Source organism: Pseudomonas psychrophila HA-4, from assembly GCF_000282975.1.
GTDB classification, from domain to species: domain Bacteria; phylum Pseudomonadota; class Gammaproteobacteria; order Pseudomonadales; family Pseudomonadaceae; genus Aquipseudomonas; species Aquipseudomonas psychrophila_A.
Genome location: NZ_ALJC01000066.1, coordinates 1 through 14,780 on the forward strand (window position 1 = coordinate 1; position 14,780 = coordinate 14,780).

Annotated in this window: 8 protein-coding genes, 1 pseudogene and 1 riboswitch; of the genes and pseudogenes, 2 read left to right on the forward strand and 7 right to left on the reverse strand. The window is 57.0% G+C overall.

The genetic code is table 11. The features are described from left to right. Nucleotides 1–54: 54 nt before the first annotated feature. Both metF and ahcY read right to left on the reverse strand, forming a co-directional pair. The gene (metF, locus tag B347_RS0107825) at nucleotides 55–900 is read right to left on the reverse strand and encodes a methylenetetrahydrofolate reductase [NAD(P)H] (RefSeq protein WP_019409145.1); all 846 of its coding nucleotides are present in this window, start codon (nucleotides 898–900) and stop codon (nucleotides 55–57) included. Between the two features lie 185 nt (nucleotides 901–1,085). Further along, nucleotides 1,086–2,495 carry an adenosylhomocysteinase gene (gene ahcY, locus B347_RS0107830; protein ID WP_019409146.1) on the reverse strand — a complete coding sequence of 470 codons (1,410 nt, stop codon included), beginning with the start codon at nucleotides 2,493–2,495 and terminating at the stop codon, nucleotides 1,086–1,088. 23 nt (nucleotides 2,496–2,518) lie between these two features. Then, nucleotides 2,519–2,624: riboswitch (S-adenosyl-L-homocysteine riboswitch) on the reverse strand. 198 nt (nucleotides 2,625–2,822) lie between these two features. Between ahcY and B347_RS0107835 the strand changes: the two genes are divergently transcribed. Continuing rightward, nucleotides 2,823–3,224 carry an acyl-CoA thioesterase gene (locus B347_RS0107835; RefSeq protein ID WP_019409147.1) on the forward strand — a complete coding sequence of 134 codons (402 nt, stop codon included), beginning with the start codon at nucleotides 2,823–2,825 and terminating at the stop codon, nucleotides 3,222–3,224. Nucleotides 3,225–3,395: 171 nt separating this feature from the next. Beyond that, complete coding sequence (locus B347_RS0107840; RefSeq protein WP_019409148.1) at nucleotides 3,396–4,244, forward strand: formate/nitrite transporter family protein; 849 nt, start codon at nucleotides 3,396–3,398, stop codon at nucleotides 4,242–4,244. An 18-nt stretch (nucleotides 4,245–4,262) separates the two neighbouring features. Here the strand turns inward: B347_RS0107840 and trhA are convergent, their stop codons facing one another. The 5 genes and pseudogenes from trhA to B347_RS0107865 form a co-directional block, all read right to left on the reverse strand. Further along, nucleotides 4,263–4,880: a PAQR family membrane homeostasis protein TrhA gene (trhA, locus tag B347_RS0107845; protein WP_019409149.1), complete on the reverse strand. Its 618-nt coding sequence runs from the start codon at nucleotides 4,878–4,880 to the stop codon at nucleotides 4,263–4,265. Nucleotides 4,881–5,663: 783 nt separating this feature from the next. Further along, a pseudogene (locus tag B347_RS27150) lies at nucleotides 5,664–6,215 on the reverse strand (RHS repeat-associated core domain-containing protein); the annotation flags it as partial. 76 nt (nucleotides 6,216–6,291) lie between these two features. Then, the gene (locus tag B347_RS0107855) at nucleotides 6,292–6,750 is read right to left on the reverse strand and encodes a chemotaxis protein CheW (protein WP_019409151.1); all 459 of its coding nucleotides are present in this window, start codon (nucleotides 6,748–6,750) and stop codon (nucleotides 6,292–6,294) included. Next, nucleotides 6,743–12,652, reverse strand: a complete 5,910-nt coding sequence (locus B347_RS0107860; protein ID WP_019409152.1) for an Hpt domain-containing protein — start codon at nucleotides 12,650–12,652, stop codon at nucleotides 6,743–6,745. The genes B347_RS0107855 and B347_RS0107860 overlap by 8 nt, the downstream gene beginning before the upstream one ends. 27 nt (nucleotides 12,653–12,679) lie before the next feature. After that, on the reverse strand, nucleotides 12,680–14,737 hold the full coding sequence (locus B347_RS0107865) for a methyl-accepting chemotaxis protein (protein ID WP_026014056.1): 2,058 nt from the start codon (nucleotides 14,735–14,737) through the stop codon (nucleotides 12,680–12,682). Between the last annotated feature and the right edge of the window lie 43 nt (nucleotides 14,738–14,780).

The window sequence follows — 14,780 nt, forward strand, 5'->3', positions numbered from 1 at the left end:
GATCTTTTGATCGTTTAAAAGATCGCGAGCACGCTCGCTCCTACAAGGTCTGGATCAGCGTGGCAGCTTCAGGTTGTTCCAGATTGCCAGACTCGGCTCAGACTGGTTCAGGGTGTAGAAGTGCAGGCCAGGGGCGCCGCCAGCCAGCAAACGCTCGCACATTTCGCTGATGACTTGCTCACCAAAAGCCTGAATGCTGTTCGCATCGTCGCCGTAGGCTTCCAGTTGCTTGCGAATCCAACGAGGGATTTCTGCGCCGCAGGCGTCAGAGAAACGCGCCAGCTTGCTGTAATTGGTGATCGGCATGATGCCCGGCACGATAGGAATCGTGACGCCCGCCGCCTGCACACGCTCGACAAAACGGAAGTAGCTGTCAGCGTTGAAGAAGTATTGGGTGATCGCACTGTCGGCGCCAGCGTTAGCCTTGCGCACGAAGTTGCTGATGTCGTCTTCGAAATTGCGCGCTTGGGGGTGCATTTCCGGGTATGCCGCCACTTCGATATGGAAGTGATCGGCAGTTTCTTCACGAATGAAGCTCACCAAGTCATTGGCATAACGCAATTCGCCACTGGCCACGCCCATACCCGAAGGCAGGTCGCCACGCAGCGCGACAATACGCTTGATACCGGCCGACTTGTACTGGGCCAGCAGGCCTCGTAAATCATCCTTGCTGTCACCTACGCACGACAAGTGCGGGGCCGCAGGTACTTTTACTTCGCTCTCCAGTTGCAGCACGGTGTTGATCGTGCGGTCACGGGTCGAGCCACCGGCACCGTAGGTGCAGGAGAAAAAGTCAGGGTTAAAGGTCGCCAGATGGCGAGCCGTGCTCATCAGTTTTTCATGCCCAGCATCGGTCTTGGTCGGAAAGAACTCGAAGCTGAAACGACGGTCTTGAGACATGGAGGGGACCTCCAGCGGCAAGCTACACGCTTCAAGCGCAAGAGGGCGGTTCGCCAGGCTCTTGTGCTGAGAGCATGCAGCTCACGACTGCAAAAAGCGAAAAAGGAATCAAGTTCCAAGACTCAAGCAGCAAGTAAACAAAACGCTCTTACTTGCCGCTTGAAGCTAAAAGCTTGCAGCTACCGTTAATAACGGTACGCGTCTGGCTTGAATGGGCCTTCGACGGTAACGCCGATGTAGTCAGCCTGTTGCTTAGTCAGTTGCGTAACCACGCCACCGAAGCCGCGAACCATTTCCAGGGCCACTTCTTCGTCGAGTTTCTTAGGCAGAACTTCTACGGTCAGACGCTCAGCTTGCAGCTCGGCCGGCAGGTCAGCGTATTTCTGCGCGAACAGGAAGATCTGCGCCAGTACCTGGTTGGCAAACGAGCCGTCCATGATGCGGCTTGGGTGGCCTGTGGCGTTGCCCAGGTTAACCAGACGGCCTTCGGCCAGCAGGATCAGGTAGTCGTCGTTCTGTGGGTCGAATTCGCCCAGGCCAGTACGGTGAACTTTGTGTACCTGTGGCTTCACTTCTTCCCACGCCCAGTTTTTGCGCATGAAAGCCGTGTCGATTTCGTTGTCGAAGTGACCGATGTTGCACACGACGGCGCGTTTTTTCAGCGCAGCCAGCATGTTTTTATCGCACACGTTGACGTTACCCGTGGTGGTCACGATCAAGTCGATCTTGCCCAGCAGCGCAGCGTCGATGCTGGCAGCCGTGCCGTCGTTCTGGCCGTTGATGAACGGCGAAACCACTTCAAAGCCGTCCATGCATGCTTGCATGGCGCAGATTGGGTCAACTTCGGAAACCTTAACGATCATGCCTTCCTGACGCAGCGATTGAGCCGAGCCCTTGCCCACGTCACCGTAGCCAATCACCAGCGCTTGCTTGCCGGACAGCAGGTGGTCAGTACCACGCTTGATCGCATCGTTCAGGCTGTGACGGCAGCCGTACTTGTTGTCGTTTTTGCTTTTGGTCACCGAGTCATTGACGTTGATCGCCGGGATCATCAGCTCGCCTTTGGCCAGCATGTCCAGCAGACGGTGTACGCCAGTGGTGGTTTCTTCGGTTACGCCGTGGATCTTTTTCAGCATCGCCGGGTATTTCTTGTGCAGCAGCTCGGTCAGGTCGCCGCCGTCGTCGAGGATCATGTTGGCGTCCCAAGGCTGGCCATCTTTGAGGATGGTTTGCTCAAGGCACCACTCGTACTCTTCTTCGGTCTCGCCCTTCCAGGCAAAAACCGGGATGCCGGCAGCAGCGATAGCGGCAGCAGCTTGGTCCTGAGTCGAGAAAATGTTGCACGACGACCAACGCACTTCGGCACCCAGGGCAACCAAGGTTTCGATCAGTACGGCAGTTTGGATTGTCATGTGGATGCAGCCCAGAATCTTCGCGCCCTTAAGCGGTTGTTCTGCGGCATACCGACGGCGCAGACCCATCAGGGCTGGCATTTCGGATTCAGCGATGAAGGTTTCGCGACGACCCCATTGGGCGAGGGACATATCGGCGACTTTATAGTCGGTAAAACCTACAGGCGTGTTGACAGCGCTCATTAAGAGCCTCCATTCGTTTAAATCGCGAATGGGCGCCGTTGTGCGTTTAGTGCCTGTCAGGGAGCCCTGAACAAACAACGCCCCATCCGAGCCTGACAGGTTGAACCTGCTGCAGCGCCCCTCGGACAGGTGGCGGGAAAACGGTACTGGGAAAAAATGACCGTTTTTGAAGCGAGTGGGATTATAGCCATCCGCAACGATGTTCCCAAGGTTTTATCCAAGGCTTTTTCATTTGTTTAATCGAGACCATAGTCCAAGGTTAATAGAGCTTAGCGCTGCGGTCTGGCACCATGGCCCGCATCTTAGGCAAGACGGTCAGGAGCGAATATGAATTTTCACACCCGCAAATGGGTTAAACCCGAAGACCTAAATCCCAACGGCACCTTGTTCGGTGGCAGCCTGCTGCGCTGGATCGACGAAGAAGCCGCGATTTACGCCATTGTTCAATTGGGCAACCAGCGCGTGGTCACCAAATACATCTCCGAAATCAACTTTGTCAGCGCCTCGCGCCAGGGCGACATCATCGAACTGGGCATCACCGCCACCGAATTTGGTCGTACGTCAATCACCCTGACCTGCGAGGTGCGCAATAAAATCACCCGCAAAAGCATCCTCACAGTCGACAAAATGGTCTTCGTCAACCTAGGTGAAGATGGCCTGCCCGCCCCCCACGGACGCACCGAAATCAAATACGTCAAAGACCAGTTCGACGACGAAAAGAAAGACTGATCAACGTTGACCCTGTAGCCGCTGCCGCAGACTGCGATAAGGGCCTAGCACCTTCAACCGGATAAACGCTGCGCCACTCATCACAGCCTTAAGCTGCGGCGACAGGTTTTGAGTGAACAGCTGCTGGCCGTGCGTGTCGTACGCTTACACACGCCTACGGTCATGAAGCCCATGAGCACTCAAAACAGCGGCAAAACTCCCAATCTGTCTGCGGAAGAAGAGCACGACGTCGCCAAAAACCAGCCTCCACGGGCAGCTGTACTGCACGAGATCATTCGTTTGCAGGGCGACCAGGAGCTGGAACGTAGTATCGCCGCGCTCTTCTGGTCGGCACTCGCCGCCGGGCTGACCATGGGCCTGTCACTCATGGCCATGGGCTTGCTCAACTCACGCCTGCCCAGCGGAGAAGCCTTTAAGGTCATCGCCAGTTTTGGTTACTGCGCGGGTTTTCTGGCGGTCATCCTCGCTCGCCAGCAACTGTTCACTGAAAACACCCTGACGGCCGTATTGCCCATCATGAGCAAACCGACACTGAACAACTTCGGGCGATTATTCCGTCTGTGGGCAGTGGTGTTGGTCGGCAACTTGATCGGCACCCTGATGGTGGCCTACGTGATGCTGCATTTACCGATTTTTGACACCCAGACCGACACAGCCTTCCTTGAGATTGGACGCAAGGTGATGGAAAACGACGTCAGCCAAATGTTCTCAAAAGGCATTATCTCGGGCTGGATGATTGCAACCATGGTGTGGATGATCCCCTCCATGGAGAGCGCAAAGATGTGGATCATCATCCTCATCACCTACCTGATGGCATTGGGTGACTTCACTCACATCGTGGTGGGTACGGCTGAAGTTTCGTACTTGGTGTTCGCGGGCGAACTGCCGTGGAAAGACTTTTGGCTACTCTTTGCCGGCCCGACCTTGGCGGGCAATATCATCGGGGGCAGCTTCATCTTCGCCCTGATCAGCCATGCGCAGATCCGCAGCGACACCAAAAAGCCGCTGAAAAAAGCGTAATACGGCTCCTACAGTCGCCTAAATCACGTAATGCGAGATGGCCACAAAGTGCAGCAAGCTGCCGGCAATCACAAACAAATGCCAAATGCCGTGGGCATGGCGCAGACGATGATCGAGGGCAAAAAAGATAATCCCCACGGTGTACATCACTCCGCCTGTGGCCAGCCAGATAAAACCGGCAGTGCCAAGGGCCGCCAGCAAGGGCTTGACCGCCACCAGCACAATCCAGCCCATGACCGCGTAAATCACAATCGACAGAATGCGTGCTTCAGAACGCGGCTTTATCTCTTGCAGCATGCCGATCACCGCCATGCTCCATACAACCCCGAACAACGACCACCCCCACGGCCCGTGCAGCGTCACGAGACAAAACGGGGTGTAACTGCCGGCGATCAGCAGGTAAATCGACAGGTGATCAAACTTTTGCATGATCACTTTTGATCGTCCGCGCACGCTGTGGTACACGGTCGACACGCTGTACAACAGCACCAGCGTCACGCCATAAATAGCCACACTGATAATCTTTTGCGGGCTGCCGTCAAGGCACGCGATGACCAACAACCAAATACTGCCTACCGCAGCTGCCACAGCGCCCAACAGGTGGGTCCAGGCGTTAAGTTTTTCCCCGTGATACATGTGCAACATCCTCAATAACCGACAGTGCGACTGCGTCACCTTGTTACAAGATAAGGGTCAAACCTGCGAACTTAAAGGGCAATGCGGCGATCGTCGAGGGTTGCTTGCCAAGTATTAACGTGAAGCTGGGGCAGAGGTCGATGACTAGAGACGTACAAAGCCGTCGTTCATAAAACCGTAATAATCACGAAGATTACTGGCTGCTTCATCACGGACTCTGATGCTCTTATTCACATCACGAACGACTTCGTAAATAGAGTGCCCTTTGCCGATTGAGTAGCCATTGCGCGTGGCGAAGCTATTAAGATGATTAAAGTTTTGAGCACTCAACGCTCCACGAGCGACTTCCTCAGGCATATTGGCAACTATCATGTTTGGCGCATGCACTTGCATTTCAGCCAATAGCCCAGAACGTGTACGAATGGTTGCATGCACCCCTCTGTAACCGCCGCCCCCCGGCAAAGGCGGTATAACTTTAATAGACGCACCTTGCAATTTCAGATCTTTAACGACGCTACCGATATTCCTTTGCTTAACGATCAGCGTATTCCTGGCTATATCATTTATTTTTGATGTGTCTCCGCCAAAGGTATTTATTATTTTTTCCCATGCCCGCTCCTTACTTTTCAAAGGCGCTTCAATAACCGCCCCTCTGTATTTATCCGCCAGACGCCCCGCAAGCCCATCAACTTGCTGTTTTGCTGCGGGGGCCTGGCTGTACATCACATTCAACTGCCTCCTCTGGGCGAAACGCCTCAGCCCTCTGGAGACAACAGCTAAAAAGGCATGCCCGCTGGAATCACTATAATTAATGGGGTCTCCCGCACAATAACCATAGCTATTGATGCCGCCAGCCCCAAAGGGGCTCCAACTGTCCGGGCTGTTGAAACGCATCAATAGGGGGTTAAACGCCCGGTATCCATTGCCCAGTAAGTAATGCCCTGTGGAAGGGTCGGCGTGTTCACCATTAAAAGCGGGCAACGGTGAATCTGCGTTGTCTTGTGTATTAAAACCGTAGGCGAGACACGGCTGAACAGGGCACAACGACTCAGACATTGCACTCACAACCGTATGAGATAGCGTGTTAGCCAGTAACGTGACACGCGCAGAGTCTGGTGAATGATCTCGTTGCGCCAGAAGACGCCCACCTCCATTAAACATCGAGCGATTACGCTTGCCTTCAATGTCCGTACAGCGAACATTATTTTTATAGAATATTTCAAGTGCCGAACAGTGCGTTGACTGACAACGGGAAAGTCGGTTTAGCGCATCATAGGCATAATAATTAGTTTTAATACTGTCGCCATCCATACTCGAAATACCTGCTTTATCCATAATCGAGCCAACAGCGTATTTAGTCTTTTATATTTTTAACACCCTCCAAAATAATGGACTTTATATATTTATGTAATCAGACTCGACTTCCCTCCCCCAACACCAACTTCTCCAACCCCAGCAAATCTGGGATCTTGGCCACGTAATCCCCTACTTGCACCGCCGCACGTTCCAGCGAACTTAGCGAGACGTCGACGAAGTTCAATTGGCTGTCGATTCGGTAGGAGCGCGGGATGCCTTGCACCACCAGTCCTATGAATTTAAGACGCGGGTCGTCGCTCAAGGTGTTGAGGATGACGATGCGCGCCCGCTCGCCAATCACTAATGGGCTACCGCAGGCAACCTCGAAGCTGATCAGCGGCAGTTCGCGGTCGCGCCAGATGATTTGTCGCAGGTGCCAAGGCGGCAAGTCTGTGCTGGGTTCGCCGCGCTGCCAATCGATGAGTTCAGCAATCGCAACGTTGGGTAATAACAAGTAGCGATCTGCCAGCGGCAACAACAAGCAGGTCAGGCTACCCACGCGATGGTCAAGCATTCAGGTTGCTCCAGTAGGCGATGCGCTCCAGCAACACCGACTCTTGATACGGTTTGCCCAGGTAGTCGTTGACGCCGATGGCCATCGCGCGGTTCTGGTGCTTTTGGCCGGTACGCGAGGTGATCATGATAATCGGCAGGCTTTTGAGGTATGGGTCGTTGCGCACGCGGGTGGCGACTTCGAAGCCGTCCATGCGCGGCATTTCAATGTCGAGCAGCATCAGGTCCGGGGTGTGGTCATCGAGCACGCTCATGGCGTCGACCCCGTCCTTGGCGGTGATGACATTCATGCCGTTACGTTCAAGCAAGCGGCTAGTCACTTTGCGCACGGTGACCGAGTCGTCGACGACCAACACCAGCAGCGGGCGCACCGCCGGGGTAAATTCCAGCAGGCCGTTGGCATCCTTGTTCGCCAGCTGTGAGGGCTGACGCGCCTGATGCGCGCGGATGTAGGCCAGCAAGTCGAGAATCAATACCACGCGGCCATCGCCCAAAATGGTGGCGCCCGACACGCCTTGCACCCCGGTAAATTGCGGGCCAAGGCTTTTGACCACGATTTCTCGCGAGCCCGCCAACGCGTCAACCTGAAGCGCCACGTACTGGTCCTGGCAATGCACCAGCAACACCGGCAATGATTGGTTTTGCCCCACCAGCTTGGGTTTACCCACGGTTTGTAGGAGTTCGCCCAAATAAAACAGATCGTAGTCCTGGCCGCCGTAGTGGTACATGTGCGGGTCTAGCTGGTAGTAGTCCTCCAGCTCGTTAGGCAGAACCCGCACGATGCCTTCGACAGTATTGAGTGCAATGGCGTACTGCTCATCCGCGCATTGCACCATCAAGGCGCGGTTGAGCGAAACGCTGAACGGCAGGCGGATTTCAAAATGCACGCCCTGCCCCGGCACCGAGTCGATGGTCATGCTGCCGCCCAACTGGCGCACTTCTTCATGCACCACGTCCATGCCGACCCCTCGCCCGGAAATCTGGGTGATTTTTTCAGCCGTCGAAAACCCGGGCTGCAAGATGAACTGCAACACATCGCGGTCGCTGATGGTCGCGTGCGGGTCCAATAAGCCGCGCAAGATGGCTTTGCGCCGCACGGCTTCCAGCGGCACTCCGGCACCATCGTCACGGATGTCGAACACCACATCGCCGCCTTCATTAGACAGCTCAAGGGTGATACGCCCCTGCTCGGGTTTACCGCTTGCGTGACGCAGTGCTGCTGACTCTAGGCCGTGGTCGACGGCGTTACGCAACATATGCTCAAGCGGGGCAACCATGCGCTCCAAGACGTTACGGTCGATTTCGGCTTCAGCATTGATGACGCTGAATTCGACCTGTTTGCCCAGCTCGCTGGCGACTTGCCGCACCACGCGTTTGAGGCGCGGAAGCACCCTCTCGAACGGCACCATGCGGGTGCCCATCAGGCCTTCTTGCAGTTGGGTGTTAACCCGCGCTTGTTTTTTCAACAGGCTGTAGGCGTCCTGATTGCGCGCCGCCAGCGTGGCCTTAAGATCGAGCAAGTCGGAGGCAGACTCGAAGAGCGCACGCGACAGTTGTTGCAACTGCGAATGACGGTCCATTTCCAGGGGATCGAACTCATCGTAAGCCGCACCATCGACTTCGGTGTAATGGCGACTATGAATGCGGCTCTGGGTTTCGGTATCAAGTCGACGCAGTTGATCGTGCATGCGCTCAAGCGTGGTCTGCATTTCGTTGAGGGCCGTTTTGCCGTCGTTGACCTGCTGTTCAAGGCGCCCACGAATGATCGAGTTTTCACCTGCTAGGTTGACCCATTCTTCCAGCAATTCCGCCGGCACCTTAAGGGTGTCCAGCCCGGTCCGCTCAGCCTCGGCCACCGGCTCCGGCTTGCTCGGCGCGGTTGGCAGAACAACGTGCCGGGTGCTGCGCTCAACCTTGCGAATGTGCTCAATCAGCACTTGCGGCGAAGGCACCGGCTGGCCGCTGCGCAAGGCATCGAGCATTTGCGCCAACTGATCATGGCTGCGCTGCAACAAGGTAAAAAGCTCGGGACCCGCCGTCAGAAAACCCAGGGAAATATCTTCAACAAGGGTTTCCAACTCGTGAGCAAAATCGCCAATGGCGGAAATTTCGACCATGCGCGCCCCCCCTTTAAGGGTGTGCAGGTCGCGCAGCAGGTTTTCGATTTCTAGGTGGTTTTGCGGCTCGCCCTGCCAGCGCAGCAGCGCCGCCCCTGAGCTTTCGAGAATGTCGAAGGCCTCTTCCAGGAAGATGTCCAACAGCTCCGGGTCGGTAACACTTTGCTCGCCCGCAGGCGGCACGTCAGGCTCGACGCTGTTCGGCTCGGCGGGCGGCGTGTTGTAGAGCCTGAAACCGCGAATGGCCTCGATCAGCTCGATGGGGTCGCTCAAGGGTTGCTGGTGTTGCAGTTGCTCGAGCAGGACCACCAATTGCGCGTGGCTAAGTTCTAGCAATCGGCACAACGTCGGGCTTTCGCTCAGGCGTCGATCCAGCAACCCTTCGTAAAGGTGCTCCAGTTCATGGGCCAAATCGCCAATCGGCACGATACCGGCCATGCGCGCGCCACCCTTGAGGGTGTGCAAGTCACGCTGCAACGAAGACAGCGGCGCCAGATTGTCGGGCTCATTGAGCCAGCGCTGCAACGCCTGACCCGCGCTGTCGAGAATATCCACCGCTTCTTCAAGGAAAATGGCGACGATTTCGTCGTCCATCGCCTCGCTCTGCTCAGCCCCCAATTGTGCGGTGGCGGCGCCCAACTCCGTAATGTCCAGCGTCTGGTTGCCGTCCCGACGAATCAAGCCCGTAGCATCAGGCGCCAGGCCTTCATGCAGCAGCGCACGCAAGGCGGCAATACGCTGTGGTTGCGGGGTGATCTCTTGTCCGGCCGCCAACTGATCGAGCATGTTGATCAGTGCTTCATGGGCCTCATCTGCCTCGTGGAAAAACCGCTCGCTCACCACCAGACTGCTTTCTTCAACGGCGCCGTATACATCGAGCAAGGCTTCGCACAGTGCGTCGATGGGCTGCAGCTCCAGCAAAAACGCCGACTCGCCCAACGTGGTCAATTGGTCCAGCAGGGTGTCGAGCCCGTCACGCTCATGCGGGTTCTGTCGCCAGTGACGAAGCACGTCTTCGGCGTCAAACAGAATGTCCATGCTCTGCGCCAGAAACGCGGCAGTGCGTTGCGGGTCACGCAAGGTTTTAAACACACCTACGGGCGCATCCAAAACGGTTTGCAAGCGCCGGGAGACGCACTGCTCAGTACGCTTGATCAAGTCCCGAGCACCGCGAATCTCGCTCAGCGGGTCGACATCGAGCTGTTTAAGACCGCGATGCAGCAAACTGTCGGCCTCCAATAACAATTGGACTTCATCAGTGTCCAGCGCAAGGTTGTGGGCCTTGTATTCACGCACCAAGTAATCCAGCGGCGCTGCCAACTCGGCCATTCTGAGCACGCCCGCCATGTGTGCACTGCCTTTGAGAGTGTGCATGGCGAGTTGCAAATCGTCAGTGGCGTACAGCGGAAGCTGCTCGCTGGCCAGATCAAGAAAGTGGTTGAGGCTGTCGAGGTGGGTTTGCGCTTCGTGGCGAAAAATATCCAGCAATTGCGGGTCGAAGCCGGGGGCTTGCTGCTCGATCAAGAGCGGCAGCGGCTCGCCACGAGACAGAGCATGTGCACGTGCGGCCAGTTGGTCGACGTCTTCGTGCTGACGCTGGCGGCCTTCGGCAAACTCCTGAATCAATTGCGCCAGTTTCACCAGCACCTCATCCAGCAGTTCACAAATCGCCGGGGTCGGAGCCACTTTGTGCTCGATCACGCGGTTAAGCAGGTTTTCGACAGCCCACGCCAGCTCGCCCAGCACCAGCGCACGGACCATGCGCCCGCTGCCTTTGAGGGTGTGAAAAGAGCGCCGCAGGATAGCCAACGCGGCACTGTCGGCCGGATTGGCGATCCATTGCGGCAACGCGTCATGCAGGGCGATCAGGACTTCATCGGCCTCTTCCAGAAAGACGTCCAGCAACTCCTCATCTATGGGCTCTTCGTCCGCAGGCGGCGGTAACAAGCTGCTCGGGATGTGCTGCGCCGGCGGGTTAACCTCCGACAGCGGGCTGGCCAGCACATCGGCCAAGCTTTGCATCACCTGAGGATCATCCAAGGTCTGCACGTCACGCATGGCCATGACTTCATTGGGGCTGAGCCGCTCATTGAGCACCGGCACATTGCGCTCGACGGGCGCGTAACCCAGCTCGACCAGGCTTTTCTCAGCCCGTACCAGCACCTTTTCTCCCGCCGCACCCGGGTCTAGAGCGAGTCGCTCCAAATAGTATTCGATGCTGATCAACGCATCCGCTAGATAGTCCAACTGCTCGTTGCGCGGCAACTGGCCGACCAACAAGTGTTCGACGACAAAGTCGTGGCAGCCTTGCAACAAGCTGGCAGCGCGGTTCAGGGGGATCATGGCCAGCGCGCCACGGATTTGTGTCAGCAGATCGGGCAGCGCTTGCAGGTGCTGGCGATCGTGGTTGTCAGCCAGATAATCGGCGATCAGGTCCTTGGCTTCTTCCAAACCGATGCGCGCTTCTTTGATCACCAATTGGTGGATCTGCATCAGGTCGGTGGTGGGCAGGCGGCTCTCTTCTCGGGACGAAGGCTCAACATTCCCGACCATCCCGGCCAACGTGGCTTCGACGTACAGCAGGGCCGCCGCCACGTCCATCAAGACCGCGTCAGTGGGTTCTCGCTGCCCTTGGGCGATGCCCTGCACCACGGCCAGTTGGTCGATGATGACCTTGCGCGGCTGCCCAAACCCGAGCACCGCCAGCGTGTCGGCGATCTGCCGTAAAGGCGCCATCAGGCTGCTCAACTCCGAGACATGCAGGCGGTCGCTGCGCACAAACAGGTCGAGGCGCTCCTTGACCCGCACCAGCTCTTCGCACAGAGCCGCCACCACCGAGCGCATGGCGTCGCGGTCAGGGCCAGCCAGTCGCGCCCGCTCTTCATCGACCATGGCCGCATCGGGCATGGCTTCGTCCAGCTCATAGCGGTTTTTCAGCGCGAGCATTTTGGTGGTCGGCTGTTCGGCTTTGGCGATGTAAAACAGCAGGCTGGTGAGCAAGTCGTCGGGCGCAGGCTGATTAACCCCATCAATGCCTTGCTCGAGCAGGCGCTTGAGTTCTTTGTCCGATTCACTCAACAGGCTACGCAAGGCCGGGCTATTGGCCACGCGCCCCCGCAGCATGCCATCGACCAGCGCCGAAGCGACTTTCCACAAGGCATTGATCGGCGCGCCCTGACACAGACTCTCAAGCTGGGCAAACACATCAGCCAGCCGCTCCAGGTTGGCGCGCATGTCGTCTTCGGGCAGCAAGCCTTGGAGCGCGTCATGCAAGGCGTGGCGCAAAGCAAGTATCTGGTGTGGCCACTCAGCCGGGCGCAAGTGGGCCAGTGCGGCAGGGTCCAACTCAGGCAGTGTGTGTAAGTCGGGGCTGAACAGGCTGGTTTCAGAGAGCAGGGCTTCGCCACGGGCTGTACGCAGATCGTTGAGCAACGGCAACACCACCAGCGGCCAGTCACGGCGGGCGCTGTGCGCGCGCTCAAGGTACAGCGGCAATTGGCTGAACGCTTGTTGCAACAAGCGCAGGGCTTCGTCGAGCTGGCTGACCCGGCCCTGTTGCAGGGCGACCACCAGTTGCTCCATCTCTTCGGCCAGTAAGGCAGCGCCATAGAACTCGACCATAAGCAAACTGCCATGCACCTGATGAATGCATTCCAGACACTGCGCCAACGCTTGCGCGGCAGGTTGCCGGGCGTAGCCTTCCAGGGCCAAGCGAGCCTGTTTCAAGGTGTCGGCAATCTCGTCTTTAACCCACTCAAGGGCTACATAGTCGTGCCGGTCAACCATAACGACTCCAGTCTGAATTGCGCCGCACTACTGTGGCTCTTGGGTTTTGGGCGAGGCCGGCAAGGTGAAACCGGACACCGAGCGCCGCAGTTGGCTGGCCATTTTTGCTAGGTTGCCAATACTGTCAGCCGTAGCGGTAGAGCCGGACGAGGTTTGGTTGGTGATTTGCTGAATCACGTTCATGGTCAGGGAAATTTGTGACGCCGAGGTGGTTTGCTCTTGCGCGGCGTTGGAAATGCTCTGAATCAAGTCAGCAAGGTTCTGCGACACGCCTTCGATTTCTTCCAGCGCCACCCCTGCGTCGTGAGCCAAACGTGCTCCGCGCACCACTTCGGTGGTGGTTTGTTCCATGGAGATAACAGCTTCGTTGGTGTCGGCCTGAATCGCCCGCACCAGGGTCTCGATTTGCCGCGTCGCTGCCGACGAGCGTTCAGCTAGGCGCTGAACCTCGTCAGCCACCACGGCAAAGCCGCGCCCGGCATCGCCCGCCATCGAAGCCTGAATGGCCGCATTCAACGCCAAGATATTAGTTTGGTCAGCAATGTCATCGATCAAGCTGACAATGTCGCCGATTTCCTGAGAAGACTCACCCAAACGTTTGATCCGTTTGGCGGTGTCCTGAATCTGATCCCGAATGTTGTCCATGCCGTGGATGGTGTTGTGCACCACTTCATTGCCTTTGTTGGCAATCGCCACCGAACGCTCCGCCACCGCAGACGACTCGGAAGCATTGGCCGAGACCTGATCAATCGACTGGGCCATTTGCTGAACAGCCCCCGACGCCTCAGCAATCTGCTGGGCCTGATGCTCAGATGCATCGGCCAGTTGCATGGCGGTGGCCTGGGTTTCCTGCACAGCTGCTGCTACTTGGCCTGCGGTCAGGTTAATGGTGGCCACCAATTCGCGCAGTTGGTCGATGGAGTAGTTAATAGAGTCGGCAATCGCGCCGGTGAAGTCCTCGGTGACCGATGCGGTCACGGTCAGATCGCCGTCGGCTAGGTCTTCGATTTCGTCAAGCAGGCGCATGATCGCGTTTTGATTTCGTTCATTCTTTTCAGCGGTTTCGCGCAATTGACGATTGGTCTCGCGCACCATCACCAGCCCGATGAGGATGATCGACATCAGCGCCAGCAGGCCCAGAACATAGCCGCCTATGATGTCCAACGAGCGCCCGCTGGCGAGATTTTCGAAACCGTTGGCCAATGTTGACGCTTCGTCGAGCATGGTTTGCGAGAGGCTAAAAATGGTGTTGGCAGCCTCTCGCACCTGAAACAGTTGAGGCGAGGTCTCAAGGATTTCGTCCACCGAGCCCGAGACAAACTGGAACAGCTCCGAGATTTCGAGTAGCCGGGCGCGGGCGTCTTTGTCTTCTACCCGGGTAATTCTGAGCCCCTCATTGCCCTCAAGCATGCCGTTGAGCACTTGCCCAAAACGGTTGGCATCACGGCCAAAGGCATCAGCCGCCTGGGCGGCACTCTCGTCACCGGCCAGTACCGTGTTGACTGCCCCTAAAATGCGCTCGGCAAGCAAGGACTGACGCTGGGCTAGGGCGACCTGGCTGGCCGGAGCCCCACGCAGCAACAAAATCTCGACGACTTTTTCGTACTCCACCTGCAATTGCGGCACGGTCTCGGCCAAGGTGGCCGCCACCTGATGCAACGACAATACCGTTTGCTCACTGGCCAGAATCGCGTTGGTGCTTTGCAGCAACTGTTCCCAGTCGCGCTGAACGGCCTGCATTTCCTTGTGCATTTTGAGGGGCGCAGGCGGCAGGCCAGTCGACGCGTCACCTTTTTGCAAATACCCCCAACGTTGGCTGAAGTCGTTGCGCGCATCACTGAGCAACTTGAACGCAGCGGCTTTACCGGCGGCGGCTTCGGTGGCGTTTTTGGCGATACGTTGCGACAACACGCGCAACTCGCCAGCGTGACTGATGTATTGCTTGTCGTAGTTGGACTGGGTGTTGAGGTAAGCAAAGTTGGCGAACAACAGCATGATGAACACGATCAGGACTATAAAAAGCACGATGATCTGCGAACGACTGCGCGACCCTTCCATTGGTTTAGCGGTATTGGCTGTGCTCATCGATCAGGCCCTAGCATTGCGTATTAAAGCTGAAGGTAAAACG

Bases quoted from the DNA above. Each gene is read 5' to 3' on its own strand.
- metF (WP_019409145.1), bottom strand. From the start codon at position 900: ATGTCTCAAGACCGTCGTTTCAGCTTCGAGTTCTTTCCGACCAAGACC.
- ahcY (WP_019409146.1), bottom strand. From the start codon at position 2,495: ATGAGCGCTGTCAACACGCCTGTAGGTTTTACCGACTATAAAGTCGCC.
- B347_RS0107835 (WP_019409147.1), top strand. From the start codon at position 2,823: ATGAATTTTCACACCCGCAAATGGGTTAAACCCGAAGACCTAAATCCC.
- B347_RS0107840 (WP_019409148.1), top strand. From the start codon at position 3,396: ATGAGCACTCAAAACAGCGGCAAAACTCCCAATCTGTCTGCGGAAGAA.
- trhA (WP_019409149.1), bottom strand. From the start codon at position 4,880: ATGTATCACGGGGAAAAACTTAACGCCTGGACCCACCTGTTGGGCGCT.
- B347_RS0107855 (WP_019409151.1), bottom strand. From the start codon at position 6,750: ATGCTTGACCATCGCGTGGGTAGCCTGACCTGCTTGTTGTTGCCGCTG.
- B347_RS0107860 (WP_019409152.1), bottom strand. From the start codon at position 12,652: ATGGTTGACCGGCACGACTATGTAGCCCTTGAGTGGGTTAAAGACGAG.
- B347_RS0107865 (WP_026014056.1), bottom strand. From the start codon at position 14,737: ATGAGCACAGCCAATACCGCTAAACCAATGGAAGGGTCGCGCAGTCGT.